This window comes from Bradyrhizobium rifense (genome assembly GCF_008123425.1).
GTDB lineage: Bacteria > Pseudomonadota > Alphaproteobacteria > Rhizobiales > Xanthobacteraceae > Bradyrhizobium > Bradyrhizobium rifense.
The window spans coordinates 27215-45447 of sequence record NZ_VSSS01000015.1 but is presented as its reverse complement, the minus strand read 5'-3'; the positions used below and the strand labels follow the sequence as shown (position 1 = coordinate 45447).

The window sequence follows — 18233 nt, the reverse complement described above, 5'->3', positions numbered from 1 at the left end:
CTTGGATTTGTTGGGCAGCCGTCAGGCCGAAACCCGCGACGGCTCTTCCACGATCGAGAAACGGACGCCGGCCTTGTGGCGGTTCTCTTCCGAAACCGAGCGCCAGGCATCTTCGGCTTCCTTGCGGGTCTTGAACGGACCCTGCACCTGGGCCGAGCCTTCGACGAGCTTGTGGAAGTTCATCGAACCGAACTCGCCGCCGATCACCCAGAAATTGCTGCTGGTCATTGTCAGTCTCCTGTTACCCGGTTTAACCGAACTGGTTCATCGTGTTGTGCGCGCCGCCCGCCTTCAGGGCAGCTTCACCTGCGAAGTATTCTTTGTGGTCGTCGCCGATATCGGAGCCGGCCATGTTCTGGTGCTTGGCGCAGGCGATGCCCTGACGGATCTCCTGGCGCTGGACGTTCTTCACGTAGCCGAGCATGCCCTGCTCGCCGAAATACTCGCGGGCGAGATTGTCGGTGGACAGCGCGGCCGTGTGATAGGTCGGCAACGTGATCAGGTGGTGGAAGATGCCGGCACGCTTGGCCGAATCCGCCTGGAAGGTACGGATGCGCTCATCGGCCTCGATCGCCAGCGGCGTCTCGTCGTATTCCGGCTTCATCAGCTCGGCGCGGTTGTACTTGCTGACATCCTTGCCGGCTTCCTTCATCGCATCGTACACCTGCCAACGGAAGTTGAGCGTCCAGTTGAACGAGGGCGAGTTGTTGTAGGCGAGCTTGGCGTTCGGGACGACCTCGCGGATGCGGTCGACCATCTTGGCGATCTGCTCGATATGCGGCTTCTCGGTCTCGATCCAGAGCAGGTCCGCACCGTTCTGCAGCGAGGTGATGCTATCGAGCACGCAGCGGTCCTCGCCTGTGCCGGGACGGAACTGGTAGAGGTTCGAGGGCAGCCGCTTCGGACGCAGCATCTTGCCATTGCGGTTGATGATGACGTCGCCGTTGCGGGCGTTCTCCGCGGTGATTTCCTCGCAATCGAGGAAGCTGTTGTACTTGTCGCCGAGGTCGCCCGGCTTGTGGCTGACGGCGATCTGCTGCGTGAGACCAGCGCCGAGCGAATCGGTGCGGGTGACGATGACGCCGTCTTCGACGCCGAGCTCGAGGAAGGCATGGCGGCAGGCGCGGATCTTCGCGATGAACACCTCATGCGGCACGGTGACCTTGCCGTCCTGGTGACCGCACTGCTTCTCGTCGGAGACCTGGTTCTCGATCTGGAGCGCGCAGGCACCCGCCTCGATCATCTTCTTGGCGAGCAGATAGGTCGCCTCGGCGTTGCCGAAGCCGGCGTCGATGTCGGCGATGACGGGCACGACGTGGGTCTGGAAGTTGTCGATCTTCGCGATCAACTCCTTCTCCCGGGTGTTGTCGCCTTCCTTGCGCGCCTCGTCGAGGTTGCGGAAGATGTCGTTGAGCTCGCGGGAATCCGCCTGACGGAGGAAGGTGTAGAGCTCCTCGATCAGCGCCGGCACCGAGGTCTTCTCGTGCATCGACTGGTCGGGCAGCGGTCCGAACTCGGAGCGCAGCGCCGCGATCATCCAGCCCGAGAGGTACAGATAGGTGCGATCGGTCTTGCCGCCGAAGTGCTTCTTGACCGAGATCAGCTTCTGCTGGGCGATGAAGCCGTGCCAGCAGCCCAGCGACTGGGTGTACTTGGTCGGATCGTTGTCATAGGCCGCCATGTCGGCCCGCATCAGCGCCGCGGTGTAGCGGGCGACGTCGAGGCCGGTCCTGAAGCGGTTCTGCAGGCGCATGCGCGCCACGGCCTCGGCCGACACCCCGTTCCAGGTCGGCTGGTTCTTGAGGAGCGCCTGGGCCGCCTCAACCTCGCTCTGATACGAGGCCGGGCCCTGAAGGGTGCTGATGCCACGGGGCTGGTAGTTCATGTGCGTGCTCTCTCTTCTCGACATCTATGACAGTGCATTGCGAAATGCGTGACATGAGCTAAACGCGAGAAAGAGAAGTTCGTATAGAGGCCTTGTATTTGAATGGTGATGTCATGTAACATAAGAACATGTAACAGATGTAATTTTGTAAAGTTTGTAAAAATATAGGTCAACAAGACTGCCCTTAGTGGACTGTGGAGATGCGAGAGATGCCCGCCGAGTCCGGGAAAAAGCTGTTCGTCGGTCCGCGCTTCCGGCGGATCCGGCAGCAATTGGGGCTGTCCCAGACCCAGATCGCCGAGGGGCTCGGTATCTCGCCGAGCTACATCAATCTGATCGAGCGGAACCAGCGCCCGGTGACCGCGCAGATCCTGCTGCGGCTGGCCGAAACCTATGACCTCGATCTGCGCGATCTCGCCACCGCCGACGAGGACCGCTTCTTTGCCGAGCTCAACGAGATCTTCTCCGATCCGCTGTTCCGCCAGATCGACGTGCCCAAGCAGGAGCTGCGCGACCTCGCCGAACTCTGTCCCGGCGTCACTCATGCGCTGCAACGGCTCTACGCGGCCTATACCGAGGCACGCCAGGGCGAGACGCTGGCGGCAGCGCAAATGGCCGACCGCGACGTCGGCACGCGCTACGAGGCCAATCCGGTCGAGCGCGTGCGCGAGCTGATCGAGGCCAACCGCAATTATTTTCCGGAGCTCGAGCTGGCCGCGGAGACTCTTCGCGACGAACTGAACGTCCCGGCCGAAGGGCTCTATGCCGCGCTCGCCGCGCGCCTGCGCGAAAAGCATTCGATCCAGACCCGGATCATGCCGGTCGACGTGATGCGCGAGACGCTGCGGCGTTTCGACCGTCACCGCCGCCAGCTCCTGATCTCCGAGCTGGTCGACCCTGCCGGCCGCGCCTTCCAGCTCGCCTTCCAGCTGGGCTTGGGCGAATGCGGGCAAGCCCTGGAGACCATCATCGGCCGCGCCGGCCCGCTCGACGACGCGCCGCGGCGGCTGTTCCGCATCACGCTCGCCAACTATTTTGCCGCCGCCGTGATGATGCCTTATCCGGCGTTCCTGGCTGCCGCCGAAGCGCTCAACTACGACATCCACGTGCTGGCGCAGCGCTTCAATTCCGGCTTCGAGCAGGTCTGCCATCGCCTCACCACGCTGCAACGACCGAACGCGCGTGGCATTCCGTTCTTCCTGCTGCGCGTCGACAATGCCGGCAACGTCTCGAAGCGCTTTTCGTCGGGTACGTTCCCGTTCTCGAAATTCGGCGGCACCTGTCCGCTGTGGAACGTGCACTCGACCTTCGACACGCCGGATCGCCTGTTGAAGCAGGTGATCGAGCTGTCCGACGGCACGCGCTATTTCTCAATCGCGCAGATGGTGCGCCGGCCCGTCGCGCCACACCCGCAGCCGCAGCCGCGCTTCGCTATCGGCCTCGGCTGCGAGATTCGCCACGCCGCGCGCCTCGTCTATGCCGGCGGCATGGATCTGGAGAAGACGGAAGGCACGCCGATCGGCGTCAACTGCCGGCTCTGCGAGCGCGAAAACTGCGCCCAGCGCGCCGAGCCGCCGATCACGCGCACGCTGATCCTGGACGAGACGACAAGGCGGGTGAGCTCGTTCGCGTTCTCGAACGCGCGGGAGTTGTGAGGCGCGCGCATTTGCCTCAGTCTCGTCATTGCGAGCGAAGCGCAATGACGACGGACTTACGCCAGCGTATGCACGATCACCGGTCCCGCCGCGGCGCTCGCATGCCCCGCCAGCAATGACCCCAGATTCTTTTCGATCCAGGCAATCGCGCGCTTGTTCGCTTCCTCGGCCTGCTCGAACTTGTCGAAGATGGAGATCGCGGTCACCGTGTCGTCGCCGGCATAGACCACGTAATAGGCCCTGAAGCCGTCGACGTCGCTGATGATCGGAACGGCGCCGTCCTTGATGCGGCGCGCCAGCTCTTCGGCGCTTCCGCTTTTCGCCTTGGCCTGACGGATGGCGGCATACATGGCATCCTCCCTTCGGCTATTGCTGTGGGGCATGGTGCCCAGCTTCGATCCTACGCCGAAGCGCGGAGCCGGGATACCCTGCTTGGTTAACCCTGCCCTAATCCGCCTGCGCGATCTGCAACCAACGGTTAAGCACGCCTCAACATCGGTGCCTTAGTCTCGCCCCACTCACTTTTCGCAAACAACGGCAGCCTATCCTGCCGCGTGAAGTGACATCAGGGGGTTCATCATGCGCATTGCGTTGCTGCTGACCGCGACCATTGTCGGCGCGCTCTTCGCCAATCCGTCCAACGCCGGCTCGCTCGACGTCGCGTCCGCCGATGCCGCGAAGGCGGTGCCGCCCGGCTTCCAGAGCTACCGCGGCTACATGTTCGATGTGTCGGAGAATGCCGATCGCAAGGACGTCGACAAGCTCACCGAGAATCTGAAGCAGCAGATCGACGTCGTCGAAGGCGCCGGGTTCTCCCCGCGCGTGCTGCGCTTCTTCCGGACCGTTCCAATCATCGCGAGCGAGCTGGCCTGCCTCGACGAAGGTGCTGCGACCGCGTGCTACGGCCGGGTCACGCCGGACATCCAGCGCACCACCCCGCGGACGCTGACGGTGTGGGACCACGACAAGCAGCGCTGGACCAATCCGAACGCCGTCGACCTCGCGGTCGATTCCGGGCTCGGTGTGATCATGGTTCGGCCGGACATGATGCGTTACGAGAAAGAGGCCGTGCTGCTCCACGAGATGCTGCACGCCTATCACGCGCGGCTCTTGCCCGACGGCTACGCCAACAAGGGCGTGATCGGCTATTACGCCTATGCCAAGTCCAAGGATTTCCTGCCCAAGGAAGCCTATGCGCTGAAGAACCACATGGAGTTCTTCGCGGTGACCGCCAGCATCTTCCTGGCCGGCAAGAGCGAATTCCACGATCCCAAGACCCGCGAAGCGCTCAAGGAGAAGATGCCGGACTATTACAAATATCTGGTCGGCGTGTTCGGCTTCGACCCCGATCCGGCAGCCGCTTCGGCCGGACCGGTCGCCTCGCTGAAATAAGGCCGACGCAGGCGCACCTCGCGCCAAGCCAATGCCAGAAGCCGCGCGACATGCGCGGCTTTTCTGTTTTGGTAACCGGAAGCTGCGGATGACGCCCGGGCGGGAATTGCCAAGGTGGGGCCCGATCTGCATAGTCCCGCCGCATCGATTGGGACTGTTTCGAAGAGGATAGAAGACATGGCGGACGCCGACCTGGATGTCGTGATCCGGCAACTGGCCAGACAGCTGCAGACGGGCCTGATGACCCGCGCCAAGGAGCGGCGGGATCGCTTCAGCGGCCTTGCGGCCAAGGCCAAGGGCAAGGAGACCGGCGCCCGCTTCAAGATGATGGCGAAGGCCACCATGGAGCAGGCCACCTCCGCCGCAAGGCGCCTCCAGATGTCCGCCGACAACGTCGCCGACAGCTACGCCCGCGCCATGCGGCTAGCCGCCAGCACGCCTGTCGAGGTGAAGGCGGAGAAGCCGGTGAAGGAGAAACCGGCGAAAAAGGCTGCAAAGGCCAAGAAGGCCAAAGCGAAGAAGGCGAAGTAGGCGCGGCTTTTTCCACCTCGCCCCGCTTGCGGGGAGAGGTCGGATTGCATCGCAGATGCAATCCGGGTGAGGGGGTACAGGTCCCTCGACGATATCACGCGCGGATAGAGCCCCTCACCCCGACCCTCTCCCCGTGAGAACGGGGCGAGGGAGAACACCTCTCACCGCCGCGGTGTGGAGACCTGTGTCGGCTCGGCGTGGGCAAGCTCGGCGAGTTTTGCGCGCGCGGCGTCGCGTGTGCGGCCGTCCTTGCCGGGCGGCAACGCAATGGCAGCTTCGAAATCGGCGCGGGCATCGTCGGACTGGCCGCGGGCGAGGAACGCAAGGCCGCGGTCGAGGCGGGCCTGCGCGTCCGTTGGAGCGAGGCGGACAGCGGTGCTGTAGCTCAAGATCGCGCGGTCGAGATCGCCCTTGGCGGCGAGCGCGAGGCCGCGCTCGTGATAGGGCGCGGCCAGCTTGGGATCGAGCGCGATCGCCTCGTCAAAATCGGCAATCGCAAGGCTCAGCTCGCCGTTCTGACGGTAGGCCTGCGCGCGATCGCGATAGAGCGAGGCGCGGTTCGGATTGAGGTGGATGGCCTCGTTGAAATCGGCGATCGCCCGGTTGTTGTCGCCGTGGCGTAGCGCGATCCGACCGCGCCCCTCATAGGCGAAGGCGATCAGGGAGCCGCGAAACGGCGAGAAGCCGATCACGGCCGAGCAGATGTCGGGCTCGTCCTCATCACCGCAATTCACGACCGTATGCGTGGACAGGCCGATGGCCACGCCCAGGACGATCAACAATGGCACAGCAACTCTGGTCATCTTCGACGGCGACCGGCGACGGGCCGGCCACGCATCCCCTTTCGAAGGAACACTCTCGATCAGGGTGTTAACACCGGTAGGGCCGACCCTGTGTGCACCAGGTCACAAAGCCAGCCAAATTCGACCGGTTCCGCATCAGCCCCAAGGACCATTGGAAGGACCGCGTGCAGGACCATTTGAAGACGAGCGGCCCCACGGGCCCTGCGGCGGATAGTTTTCGTTGGCGCCGACCGACGGCGCGGCTTGCGTTCCGAGCTCGGCTGCGAGTTGCTGGAGCGCCGCGATGCGGTTCTGCGTCGAGGGATGCGTGGCGAAGAGACTGTCCACGCCATGACCCGACAGCGGGTTGATGATGAACATATGCGCGGTCGCGGGATTTCGTTCGGCATCATAGTTCGGCACCTGATGTGCGGCACCCTCGATCTTCACCAGCGCCGACGCCAGCCACATCGGCTGGCCGGCGATGCGCGCGCCGAGATTGTCGGCGGCATATTCGCGGGTGCGGCTGATCGCCATCTGCACCAGCATGGCGCCGAGCGGCGCCAGGATCATCATCAGGATCGAGCCGACGATGCCGGGACCGTTGTTGTCGCGGTTGCCGCCGAAGAACATCCCGAACTGCGCCAGCATGGAGATGGCGCCGGCGATGGTCGCGGTGATCGTCATCAGCAGCGTGTCGTGATTCCTGATATGCGCGAGCTCGTGCGCGATCACGCCGGCCAACTCCTCACGGCTGAGCTGATTCATCAGGCCAGTGGTAACTGCGACGGCGGCGTTCTCGGGATTGCGGCCGGTCGCGAACGCGTTGGGCTGCGCCTCGTCCATCAGGAACACGCGTGGCATCGGCAGGCTGGCGCGGCCCGCAAGCTCCGCGACGAGGCCGACCAGCTCCGGCGCGCTTTGACGGTCCACCTCATGGGCGCCGTACATCGACAGCACCGCGCGGTCGGAGTTCCAATAGGTGAAGAGATTGGTCGCCGCCGCAATCACGAGCGCGATCATGGCGCCTGAGGCGCCGCCGATCAGGTAGCCCACGCCCATGAACAGGGCGGTGAGGCCTGCGAGAAGCATTGCGGTACGCAGATAGTTCATGGCGACGTCCCATTGTTGACGCATAAGCCAGTGCAGCGAACCCCAGCTGCCAATCTGAGCCAGGGATTCAACAACGACCTTGAGTTATGAAGTTGGCCCCCCGCGACGCAAGGGCTGCGACTGCGTCGCGGCGCCGCACACCTAAACCTTGACGTGTATTTATACAAAAACCCACGCAAGAGCCTAGGTAATTGGAAAGCGTAGCCCGGGCTAAATCCGGAGACGCAAGCCACGGGAGCGCGGCTCGCGCATTGGTCAGTTGCATTGCCTCCCGCCAACCAGGTGACTGCTATGATGGATCGGTCTCAGGCCGCTTCCGTTCACGATGCGTCCCCTCCTTCAGGCGAAGCCGTTGGTTCCTCAGACGCGAAGGGCCTGCAGCAGACGCTGCAGGAGGAGCTTTTTGCCCATGAGAAGCAGCCACAGCAGCCCGCGGCGCGGGTCGAACCCACGGGTCCGCCGCAACGCCGGCTCCTATTGCGGCGGAGCCTGAAGATCGCGGCAGGGCTTGCCGTGATAGCCGTATTCGGCTGGCTGCCGCTGCGCGCAATGTGGCAGAATTCCAGTGTCGAGGCCGTGCTGAACTCCCGTCTCGTCACTCTGCGCACGCCGATCAGCGGACGCGTTGCTGCAGCCCCGGCTGCGATCAAGGACCAGGCGCATCTCGACGCCGGCATGGTCGTGCTGCGTGTCGTGAATTCGCGCGGCGATCGCACACGGCTTGACGACCTTCGACGGCAGAAATCGCGACTGGAGAACGAGCGGCCGAGCCTCGCATCGAAGCTCGAGACCGCTCAGGCCGCCCAGCAGGACCTCGCCCGGCAGGCCGCGCTGTTCAGGGACGGACGTGTCCTTCAGCTCGAGGCGCGCATCGCCGAAATCCAGACATCGATCGAGGCAGCCGCCGCGCGGCGAGAGGAAGCAAACGCAGCGGTCGACCGGGCGTCTTCGCTCGCGAAATCCGGCAACGTGTCCACGGTCGAGCTGGCGCGGCTGACCCGCGAGCTGTCGGTAGCGCAGCAGACCGAGCTCGGCGCGCGCAAGCGGTTGGACGCCGCGCAGATCGAGCTGCGTGCGGCAAGGAGCGGCTCGTTCCTTGGCGACAGCTACAACGACCGCCCAAGCTCGGTACAGCGCGAGGAGGAAATGCGTCAGCGCGCCAAGGACCTGGAAGCCGATCTTGTACACACCGACACCGAGATCGCCTGGCTCGCCAACGAGATCATAATAGAAGAGGTCCGCTTCGCCGACCTTTCCGAGGCGAGCATCAGAACCCCGGTCACCGGCCGGGTCTGGGAAATGATGACCTCGCCCGGCGAGGACGTGCAGGCCGGCCAGCCCCTGCTTAAGGTGCTGGATTGCACCGGTACCGTGATCACGGCCAATGTCACCGAGAACGTGTACAATCGGCTGCAGCTTGGCGATCACACCACATTCGAGCCGAATGACGGCGGAGCTCCGATCTCAGGCACCGTCGTAAATCTCACCGGGGCTGCAGGCGCCCCGGCCAACCTCGCCATCAATCCCGACACATTGAGCAAGGAGCCTTACCGCGTGACGGTGGCGCCTGCCGACGCCGCGGCCCACGACTGCACGGTGGGACGGACCGGCCGCGTCATCTTCGCGCGGCGCGAGACGGCGCCATGATGGACGCGCTGGCGCCCGGCTTTCTTGCGATCGGTGCGTTCATGGTGGTGGTGCCGCTTCTCAGGCGCGAGAACACACCGGCGCGTTCCCTCCTGACCGGCGTGTCGTTCATCCTGCTGCTGCGCTACTTCCATTGGCGCATCACCAAGACCGTGCCGCCGCCCGGGCTGACCGCGGATTTCCTGATCGGCCTTCCGTTCATACTGGCGGAATCCGCTTCGCTGATCGCGGTCGCGCTATCGATGCTCTTCCTCAGTAGAACCATCGACCGTTCGGGCGATGCAAAGGTCGACAGCCGCGCCAGGGATCCCGCAGCTCCGTTGATCGACGTCTTCATTTGCACCTACAACGAGGACAAATCGATCCTGGAGCGGACCATCATCGGCGCGACAGGAATGGAGTACGGCAACTACCGCGTCTGGGTGCTCGACGACGGACGTCGCCTTTGGCTGCGACGCCTCGCGCAAGAGCTCGGTTGCCGCTATCTCACGCGCGCCGACAACCAGCATGCCAAGGCTGGTAACATCAACCACGCGTTCAGACATGTCGGCGAATTGCCGAAGCCGCCGGCCTTCATCGCAATTCTTGACGCCGACTTCGTGCCGCGGCCCGACTTCCTCAGTCGGACCATCAGCCTGATGGATGACGCCTCCGTCGGGGTGGTGCAAACGCCGCAGCATTTCATCAACCCGGATCCAATCCAGACCAACCTCGCCGCCGCCGACGTCTGGCCGGACGAGCAGCGCTTCTTCTTCGACATCCTGATGCCAGCAAAGGACGCCTGGGGCGTCGCCTTCTGCTGCGGCACGTCGTCCCTCATCCGCTACGACGCACTGACGCAGATCAACGGCTTTCCGACCGACTCGGTCACCGAGGATTATCTCGTCACGCTGCGGCTGAATGAGCTTGGCTTCAACACCATCTATCTCAACGAGCGACTGACCATCGGTCTCGCGCCGGAAGGACTCAAGGAATATATCACCCAGCGCGGGCGCTGGTGCCTCGGCTTCATGCAGATCGTGCGCGGCCGCAGCGGGCCCCTGTCGCGTGATTCGAAACTCTCGTTCATCGACCGGCTGTCGCTGGTCGATGCCTTCATGAGCTGGACGGCCGTCTACGTGACCAAGATATTCGGGCTGGTGGTGCCCTGGCTGTTCCTGCTTTTCGACATCAAGGCGGTGCAGGCCGATCTCTCCGAGCTGTTGCGGTACTTCCTGCCGTTCTACGTCTGGCATGGCCTCACCATGGCGTGGCTGTCGCGCGGCCGTTCGCTTGCGATAATGACGGATGTGTCGCAGCTCGTTGCGGCGCCCGCGGTCCTCAAGGCGGTCGCGACCGGCATATTGAAGCCGAAAGGACACAAGTTCAAGGTCACGGCCAAGGGCGGCGAGCGCAGCCGGAAATTCGTGGAGTGGCCGCTGCTGCGGCTCTATGGCAGTGCGCTCATCATCACGCTCGCGGCCATCGCCTACGCCTTCATCCTGCACCTGCGTGGCGAGAACATCGCCTATGGCGGGCTGGCGCTGGCATGGAGCCTCTACAACGCGCTTATCCTCACCATCGTCTGCTTCGTCTGCATCGAGCAGCCGCGCAAGCGCAAGGCGGAGCGATTCAACCGCAACGAGCCGATCTTGCTGCAACAGGGCGGCAAATCATACCTGGCGCGGCTCGCTGATATATCCATCAGTGGCGCCCGCCTTCTCGACCCCGATCCACCGGCGATCGGCAGCAAGCTTGAATGCCGAATCTATGGCCGTTCGATCGCCGCCGTCGTGGTGCGGCGGACGAGGGATGGATTTGCAGTACGCTTTGAAGAAAGCATGGATATACGGGTCCATGCGATCAGGGCCTTCTACGCCGGTGAATATGTGCGCGCCTACAGGGGAATTAATGCCGTCCCCGTCGGCAAGGCGCTGCTGCTGCGGCTGTTCGGCTAGACGAAGGCGGGGAAAGGGCGCGGCCTCTCCCGAGATAGCCTCGGGGTGCTCCGCCTCGACGCGGGACCATGCGTCGGAGTACACAAGCCACCTCTTTATCGACCACGGCCGGCGCATTACGGTAGGATTCGCCAATGGCCCCGCCCCCGAACCGGTAAGCTTGATGTCCAAGACACGATACGCGATCGCTGCGCTTACGACTATTTTCTTGTCATTCTCCGCAGCATCTGCGCAGCAACTCCTTCCCCCTCCCGGCCGACCCGTGCTTCCCGCCGCGCCGAAGGCCACCGCGCCGTCGCCGCGCGCAGCGTCGTGCCACAATGGGCAAAACTTCGATCGCTTCCTGGCCGACGTGAAGAGCCACGCGGTTGCGGCCGGCGTGTCGCAGCGGACGATATCGGAGGCTTCGCCCTACCTCGTCTACGACCAGGGCATCGTCAATCGCGACCGCGGCCAGCGCGTGTTCGGCCAGCTCTTCACCGAATTCGCCGGCCGCATGGCCGCGCCCTATCGCATGCAGAACGGCCAGCAGCACATCAAGCAACACGCGGCGGCGTTCGCGCGCGCCGAGAAGGAATATGGCGTGCCGCCGGCCGTGATCGCCGCGTTCTGGGGACTTGAGAGCGACTTCGGCGTCAACATGGGCAATCTGCCGACGCTGAAATCGCTGGTGTCGCTGGCTTATGACTGCCGGCGCTCGGAGATGTTCGTGAACGAGACCATCGCCGCGCTGAAGATCATTGACCGCGGCGATCTCACGCCCGACGAGATGATCGGCTCCTGGGCCGGCGAGCTCGGCCAGACCCAGTTCCTGCCCGTGCATTACGTCAACTACGCCGTCGACTATGACGGCGACGGCCGGCGCGACCTCCTGCGCAGCGAAGACGACGTGATCGGCTCGACCGCGAACTACATCGCCAACGGCTTGAAGTGGCGGCGCGGCGAGCCGTGGCTGGAAGAGATCAAGGTGCCGCAGAAGCTGCCATGGGATCAGACCGATCTCAGCGTGCAGCTGCCGCGCTCGAAGTGGGCGCAGTTCGGCGTCACCTATCCCGACGGACGGCCGCTGCCGAATGACAATCTCGCGGCGTCCGTGCTGCTGCCGATGGGACGCAACGGGCCAGCCTTCATGGCGTATGCGAATTTCGCGGCTTACACCGAATGGAATAACTCGCTGATCTATTCGACCACCGCGGGCTATCTCGCCTCCCGCATCGCGGGCGCCGCCCCAATGCGCAGGCCGGCCGGGCAGGTCGCGCAACTGCCATTCAACGAGCTCAAGCAATTGCAGCAATTGCTGGTCCAGGCCGGCTTCAATGTTGGCAAGGTCGACGGCGTGCTGGGCCAGCAGAGCCGCGCCGCCGTGAAGGCGATGCAGATCAAATACGGCCTGCCGGCCGATTCCTGGCCGACCGCGGAGCTTCTGGCCCGCATGCGCGGCGGCACGGCCCAGGCGCAGCCGGCGGCGACGGTGCGGTAGAATTTTCGCACCGCACAAGCCACTTCGGCGATTGTATTATTCCATGAGGCTCCCATGTGAGTGGCTCAGGTTTTCTCCTGAGGTCTCCCACCACTGAAGCGAGCATCACATGTCCTTCCACGACGCCGTCGTCCCCGCCTATCTGCAGATGCTGAACAGCCTGACCGGCCTGCTCACCAAGGCCGAGGCGCATTGTACGGCCAAAAAGATCGACCCGAGCGTCCTGCTCGGCTCGCGCCTCTTCCCGGACATGCTGCCGTTGTCGAAGCAGATCCAGCTCGCCAGCGATTTCGCCGCCAAGGGCTGCGCCAGGCTGACCCATAGCGAGGTGCCTTCGATGCCCGACACGGAAAAGACGTTCGAGGAGCTGAAGCAGCGGCTCGCCAGGACGATCGATTACGTGAAATCGTACAAGCCGGAGCAGTTCGAAGGCGCCGACAGCAAGGACGTGACCTTCCCGGCGGGCCCCGACCGGACCATGACGCTCAAGGGCCAGCAGTTCTTCAGCGGGGTCTCGCTGCCGAACTTCTATTTCCACGCCACCACCGCCCACGGCATCATGCGTCACAACGGCGTCGAGATCGGCAAGCGCGATTTCCTCGGCGCGAACTGATTTGCGCAATCGCACGGCCCCGGCAGCGAAATCACGCTGCCGGGGCCGAAATTGCGTATGAATTATGCTGCACGGGCCTTGCCGCGCAGCTCGCCTGCACTTTCCGTATGGCTCATCCCTTGCGCTGATTGCCGCAATGCACAAGTGTTCCGGACCTCTTAACCCCCGGAAGCACACCAATGAGCCGTTCGACCAAATTGTTTGAGACCTACAAGCTCGGCCCGATCACGCTGGCCAACCGGCTGGTGATGGCGCCGCTGACGCGCAACCGCGCTGCGCCCGGCACCTTCGTCCCCTCTCCGCTCGCCGCCGACTATTACGGCCAGCGCGCTTCCGCGGGCCTGCTGATCACCGAAGCGAGCCAGGTCTCGCAGCAGGGCCAGGGCTACCAGGACACTCCCGGCATCTACTCGAAGGACCAGGTCGCCGGCTGGCGCAAGGTCACCGACAAAGTGCATCAGCGCGGCGGCAAGATCTTCATCCAGCTTTGGCATGTCGGCCGTATCTCGCATGTCGACCTCCAGGCGGGCGGCGCAGCCCCCGTAGCGCCGAGCGCGATCCGCGCCAAGGGCAAGACCTTTGTGAACGGCACCTTCGCCGACGTCTCCGAGCCCCGCGCGCTCGAGCTCTCCGAAATTCCGGGGATCATCGACGACTTCAAGCACGCCACGAAGAATGCGCTGGAGGCCGGTTTCGACGGCGTCGAGATCCACGGCGCCAACGGCTACCTGCTCGACCAGTTCGCCAAGGACGGCGCCAACAAGCGCACTGACGCTTATGGCGGCTCCATCGAGAACCGCGCCAAGTTGATGCTGGAGGTCTCCAAGGCCGTCGTGGCGGAAGCCGGCGCCGACCGCACCGGCATCCGCATCTCGCCGGTGACACCCGCCAACGACATCGTGGATTCCAATCCGCAAGCCTTGTTCGATCACATCACCGACGGCCTCAACGCGCTGGAGCTCGTCTATCTCCACGTCGTCGAAGGCGCCACCGGCGGCCCGCGCGACTTCGCATCATTCGACTATGCGAGCCTGCGCAAACGCTTCTCGGGCGCCTATATCGCCAACAACGGCTACGATTTCGATCTCGCGACCAAGGTGCTCGACGCGAACGCGGCTGACCTGATCGCCTTCGGCAAGCCTTTCATCTCCAACCCGGACCTGGTCGAGCGGCTGAAGAAGGGCGCGGCGCTGAACGATTGGGACAAGAACACGTTCTACGGCGGCGGCGCCAAGGGCTACACGGATTACCCGGCGCTGGCGGCGGCGAAGTAAGGCTGCAGCGGAAACCAACCACACGACAGCTGTCATGCCCCGCGAAAGCGGGGCATCCAGTATTCCACCAGCAGCGAGATTCAACCGAGAGGCCGCGGCGTACTGGATCGCCCGCCTTCGCGAGCGATGACACCAATAGAGTGGAAAGCGCTTGCCACGAACTCGTCATTGCGAGGAGCGAAGCGACGAAGCAATCCAGGCTCCCTCCGCGGAAAGATTCTGGATTGCTTCGCTTCGCTCGCAATGACGATGTGGCTATAAAGTGAGCTCGCAAGAAAGACGAAGTCCGGGATCACTCCAGGCATTTTTCTTTGCGGCTCGCTATTGTATCACGCCGCGTAGCGGTTGAACTTCGATTTGGAGATCGAGGTTGCGGCGACGTGGACGTGCTGCGCCAGCTCGGCCTCGGCGCGCTCCCTGGTCCAGCGCGTCGTCGGCACCGAAATGTTGATCGCGGCAACGGCGCGGCCATGTTCGTCGATGATGGGGGCAGCGACCGAGATATCGCCCATCACGGTCTCGTTCATGACGACAGCATAGCCGCGTTGGGCGGCGACGCGAACGCGCTCAAACAGCGCCTTCGGGTCCGTCACGGTGAACGGCGTTAGCGGCGCCAGCGGCGTCCGTTCGAGCAGCGCGAGGCGCTCCTCCTCGGGCAGCGCCGATAGGATCGCGGTGCCCGACGCCGTGAAGAAGGTCGGCAATCGGCTGCCGATCACGATGTCGATGTTGATGAGGTGCGCACCCGGAAAGCGCGCAACGAAGACGACCTCGTGGCCATCCAGCTCGTGCAAATTGGTCGTCTCCCCGAGATTGCGGCTGATCTCGAGCAGATAGGGCGAGGCCCGGTCAATCAGGTCGTTGGCCTTGAGATAGCTGTGCGAGAACTGGAGCACCTTCGAGGTGAGGCCATAGTTGCGCGTGCCCTCGATCCGCTTGAGATAGCCGAGCGTTTCGAGCGTGTAGACCAGACGCTGAGTGGCGCTGCGATCGAGATCGGCGGCGCGCGCGATGTCGGCGAGCGTCATGTGACGCTGCGGCCCGTCGAAGGCATGCAGGACCTGGAACGCCTTCTCGGTCGAGCCGACGAACAGAGACGAGCGCGGCTCGTCGGCCTTGTCCGTCGTCTTCGCGCCAGGCTTCTCGCCGGCTTTGGCGGCCTTTGCCTTCGCAGGCCGGCCGCCACCCTCGCGGCTGCTACGCGCCATGCTGCCATCCTCTCAAGCGATGCCCTCCGAGATCGCCAACTGCCGGCTGAGCTCGGCGCGGAATGCCGAGACCAGCGCCGGCGCCGGTTGGACCAGCGGCGCCAGCATGCGCGGCGCCTCGACGCCGACGAGATCCATCACCGCCTTCATCGGCCCCGGATTGGTCTCGGCGAATGCCATGTTCATCAGTGGGATCAAGCGGCGATGGAGGCTCAAGGCCTCCGCTGTCTTGCCCGCAATGGCCGTCTCGAAGATCTGGCGCCAGGCGCGCGGCAACAGGCATGCGGTCACGATAATGCCGCCCTTCGCGCCCGCCGCGAGATGCAGCGGGAACAGGCTGTCCTCGCCGCTCAGCACCGCAAAGCTTTCGTCGACGCCGGCCACGACCTGGAGGAAATGGTACATGTCGAGATTGCAGGCCTTCATGCCGATGATGTTGGGATGCCTGGAGAGCTCATGCAGGATCTTGGGCTCGATCGCGATCCGGGTGCGATAGGGAATCTCGTAGATCAGGATGGGCACGGGCGAAGCATCGGCATAGCGCAGGAAATAGTCGCGGACGCCAGCCTGAGTCGGATTTGTATAATATGGCGTAAGAACCAGGAGACCGTCCACGCCCTCCGCTGCGAATTCCTTGCCCGCCTGCAAGGCATCGTGGAAGCCAGTGTCCAGCACGCCCGCGATGACCGGGCCCTTGCCCGCCATCGCCTTCACCGACAAGCCGGCCATCTTGATGCGCTCGGCGCGCGCCAGCGCGCCATACTCGCCGGTGCCGCCGAGCGGCACCACGCCGTCGATGCCCTGCTTGTTGAGCCAGGCAAACAGGGCCGAGACCGCGCCGGCATCGATGGTGTCGTCGGTCTTGACCGGGGTCGGAATGGCCGGGAACAGGCCGCGGAGGCGATTGGCAGTGAGCATGATGTGAACCTCTGGTTGGAATGCGGGACGGCTACCTCGCCGCAGCGCGCCTGCGCAGGCGTTCGGCGACGAAGATCAGCAGCCCCATGAAAATGAACAGGCAGGTCGAGACGGCGGCGATCGCGGGCGAGACCTGAAGCGTCACCTCGTCCCAGAACTGCTTTGGCAGCGTCGCGTTGAGGCCGCCGGTCGCAAACAGCGCGATGGTGAGTTCGTCGAACGAGGTCGCAAAGGCGAACAGGAATGACGACATCATGCCGGCAGCGAGGATCGGGAAGGTGACGTAGCGCAGCGTCGCGAACGGACGCGCGCCGAGGCTCTGCGCGGCATGGTCGAGCCGCGTGTCGTAATTGCGCAGCACGGCCATCATGGTGATGACCACATAGGGCACCGCGACGACAGTGTGTCCGAGAATGAGGCCGAAGGCGCTGCCGACGAGGCCCATGCGGGCGAAGACGTAAAACAGGCCGACTGCGATGATCATGCGCGGCACCACGATTGGCGACAGGATGAAGGCCAGCCACGCCGCCTTACCGCGGATGTCGCTGCGCACCAGCAGGAACGCGGCCGGCGTGCCGATCAGCATCGCGAGCAGCCCCGTTCCGACCCCGACCAGAAGCGAGCGCAGCATGGCCTGGGTCCAGAGCGGCGAGCTCAGCACGGTCTCATACCAATGCAGGGTAAAACCCTGCGGCGGCCAGTTGAGACCGCCGCTGCCGAACGACAGCGGGATCATCAGGATGGTCGGCGCGCTGATGATGAGCAGCATGATCCAGACGAAGGCCTGCAAGCCCATGCCGGCCTGATCGGGATTGCGGCCGCGACGGCGTGACGGCAGGAGCCGGAGAATCCGGTCGGAGATCGCCCCGAGCAGCGTGAGGAGCGCGTCGCCCGCCTTCTGAAGGGGACCCGACAAACGCGACGGCGCCGCATTGCGCGGCGCGGCCGCGCCGGTCATGGTCGACAGGCCGAGCAGCCGGTCGTAGGCAGCAAAGACGATGAAGACCACGAACAGCAGCAACACCGAGATCGCGCCGGCAAAGCCCCAGTTCATGGTCTGCTGGACCTGGTCGATGATGAGCTGCGTGATCATGGTCTCGCGGCGCCCACCGAGCAGGGCCGGCACGATGAAGAAGCCGATCGCGGTGACGAACACCATGATTCCCGCCGCGGCGACACCCGGCAGCGACAGCGGGAAATAAATCTTCCAGAACGCCATGCCCGGCTGCGCCCCGAGCGTGGCGGCCGCGCGCGGCAGGTTGCGGTCGATGTTCTCCATCACCGAGAGCATCGTCAGCACGGCGAGCGGCAACAGCGCATTCACCATGCCGACCAGGACGCTGCCGAAATTGTAGAGCAGGCTCGCGGGGCTCGAGATGATGCCGAGCGAGATCAGGAGCTTGTTGATGACGCCGTTGCGCCCGAGCAGCACGATCCAGGCGAAGGCGCGGACCAGGAAGCTGGTCCAGAACGACAGCAGCACCCAGAACAGCAGGGTCGTCTTGCGCTCCTTGTCGACGACCGAGATCAGATAGGCGATCGGATAGCCCGTGACGACGCAGACCAGCGTGGTGACCAGCGAGATCTTCAGCGTGATCAGGAGAACGTCGAGATAGACCGATGAGGCGAAGAGCTGCCGGTATTGCGCCAGCGTGAAGCCATTGTCGCCGTAGACGCTGAGCAGCAGCAGCTGGCCGACCGGATAGACCAGGAACAGCATAAGCAGCAGGACCAGCGGCGCGCCCATCGCCGCCCGTGTCCAGGCCAGATTCCGCTGTATCGCGCGCGGGGCGGCCAA

General features: G+C 64.2%; 16 protein-coding genes. 8 read left to right on the top strand and 8 right to left on the bottom strand.

What is annotated here, in order from left to right:
* Positions 1 to 21 precede the first annotated feature (21 nt).
* Positions 22 to 228: a DUF4170 domain-containing protein gene (locus FXB40_RS08665; RefSeq protein ID WP_045005285.1), complete on the bottom strand. Its 207-nt coding sequence runs from the start codon at positions 226 to 228 to the stop codon at positions 22 to 24.
* Positions 229 to 250: 22 nt separating this feature from the next.
* On the bottom strand, positions 251 to 1885 hold the full coding sequence (locus FXB40_RS08660; RefSeq protein WP_148771792.1) for an isocitrate lyase: 1635 nt from the start codon (positions 1883 to 1885) through the stop codon (positions 251 to 253).
* Positions 1886 to 2094: 209 nt separating this feature from the next.
* On the opposite strand from FXB40_RS08660, the gene FXB40_RS08655 reads away from it, so the two are divergent.
* Entirely contained in the window at positions 2095 to 3540 is a 1446-nt protein-coding gene (locus FXB40_RS08655) for a helix-turn-helix domain-containing protein (protein WP_148771791.1), read from the top strand.
* Between the two features lie 56 nt (positions 3541 to 3596).
* On the opposite strand, the gene FXB40_RS08650 is transcribed toward FXB40_RS08655, so the two are convergent.
* Positions 3597 to 3890 carry an antibiotic biosynthesis monooxygenase gene (locus FXB40_RS08650; protein ID WP_148771790.1) on the bottom strand — a complete coding sequence of 98 codons (294 nt, stop codon included), beginning with the start codon at positions 3888 to 3890 and terminating at the stop codon, positions 3597 to 3599.
* Positions 3891 to 4119: 229 nt separating this feature from the next.
* Between FXB40_RS08650 and FXB40_RS08645 the strand changes: the two genes are divergently transcribed.
* Both FXB40_RS08645 and FXB40_RS08640 read left to right on the top strand, forming a co-directional pair.
* The gene (locus tag FXB40_RS08645; protein WP_148771789.1) at positions 4120 to 4932 is read left to right on the top strand and encodes a M90 metallopeptidase family protein; all 813 of its coding nucleotides are present in this window, start codon (positions 4120 to 4122) and stop codon (positions 4930 to 4932) included.
* 177 nt (positions 4933 to 5109) lie between these two features.
* Entirely contained in the window at positions 5110 to 5463 is a 354-nt protein-coding gene (locus FXB40_RS08640; protein WP_148771788.1) for a hypothetical protein, read from the top strand.
* 161 nt (positions 5464 to 5624) lie between these two features.
* Here the strand turns inward: FXB40_RS08640 and FXB40_RS08635 are convergent, their stop codons facing one another.
* On the bottom strand, positions 5625 to 6266 hold the full coding sequence (locus FXB40_RS08635; protein WP_148771787.1) for a tetratricopeptide repeat protein: 642 nt from the start codon (positions 6264 to 6266) through the stop codon (positions 5625 to 5627).
* A gap of 135 nt (positions 6267 to 6401) precedes the next feature.
* Positions 6402 to 7358, bottom strand: coding sequence for a zinc metalloprotease HtpX (gene htpX / locus FXB40_RS08630; RefSeq protein ID WP_148771786.1), 957 nt, complete (start codon positions 7356 to 7358; stop codon positions 6402 to 6404).
* Positions 7359 to 7649: 291 nt separating this feature from the next.
* Here htpX and FXB40_RS08625 point away from each other — a divergent pair, with 291 nt between their 5' ends.
* The 5 genes from FXB40_RS08625 to FXB40_RS08605 all read left to right on the top strand — a co-directional run bounded on the left by FXB40_RS08625 (position 7650) and on the right by FXB40_RS08605 (position 14309).
* Entirely contained in the window at positions 7650 to 9005 is a 1356-nt protein-coding gene (locus tag FXB40_RS08625) for an HlyD family secretion protein (protein WP_148771785.1), read from the top strand.
* Complete coding sequence (locus FXB40_RS08620; protein ID WP_148771784.1) at positions 9002 to 10942, top strand: glycosyltransferase; 1941 nt, start codon at positions 9002 to 9004, stop codon at positions 10940 to 10942. Before FXB40_RS08625 ends, FXB40_RS08620 begins: the two co-directional genes overlap by 4 nt.
* A 163-nt stretch (positions 10943 to 11105) precedes the next feature.
* On the top strand, positions 11106 to 12422 hold the full coding sequence (locus tag FXB40_RS08615; RefSeq protein ID WP_148771783.1) for a lytic murein transglycosylase: 1317 nt from the start codon (positions 11106 to 11108) through the stop codon (positions 12420 to 12422).
* Positions 12423 to 12531: 109 nt separating this feature from the next.
* Positions 12532 to 13035: a DUF1993 domain-containing protein gene (locus FXB40_RS08610; protein WP_148771782.1), complete on the top strand. Its 504-nt coding sequence runs from the start codon at positions 12532 to 12534 to the stop codon at positions 13033 to 13035.
* Positions 13036 to 13214: 179 nt separating this feature from the next.
* Positions 13215 to 14309 (top strand): alkene reductase, encoded by a 1095-nt coding sequence (locus FXB40_RS08605; RefSeq protein WP_148771781.1) that lies wholly within the window; start codon positions 13215 to 13217, stop codon positions 14307 to 14309.
* Positions 14310 to 14638: 329 nt separating this feature from the next.
* Here FXB40_RS08605 and FXB40_RS08600 read toward each other — a convergent pair whose 3' ends face one another.
* The 3 genes from FXB40_RS08600 to FXB40_RS08590 are packed head-to-tail and all read right to left on the bottom strand — an operon-like array spanning position 14639 to position 18233.
* Positions 14639 to 15517 carry an IclR family transcriptional regulator gene (locus FXB40_RS08600; RefSeq protein WP_148771780.1) on the bottom strand — a complete coding sequence of 293 codons (879 nt, stop codon included), beginning with the start codon at positions 15515 to 15517 and terminating at the stop codon, positions 14639 to 14641.
* A 12-nt stretch (positions 15518 to 15529) separates the two neighbouring features.
* A complete protein-coding gene (dapA, locus tag FXB40_RS08595) occupies positions 15530 to 16435 on the bottom strand; it encodes a 4-hydroxy-tetrahydrodipicolinate synthase (RefSeq protein ID WP_148771779.1) in 906 nt (301 codons plus the stop codon).
* A gap of 31 nt (positions 16436 to 16466) precedes the next feature.
* On the bottom strand, positions 16467 to 18233 hold the full coding sequence (locus tag FXB40_RS08590; protein ID WP_246207464.1) for an ABC transporter permease subunit: 1767 nt from the start codon (positions 18231 to 18233) through the stop codon (positions 16467 to 16469).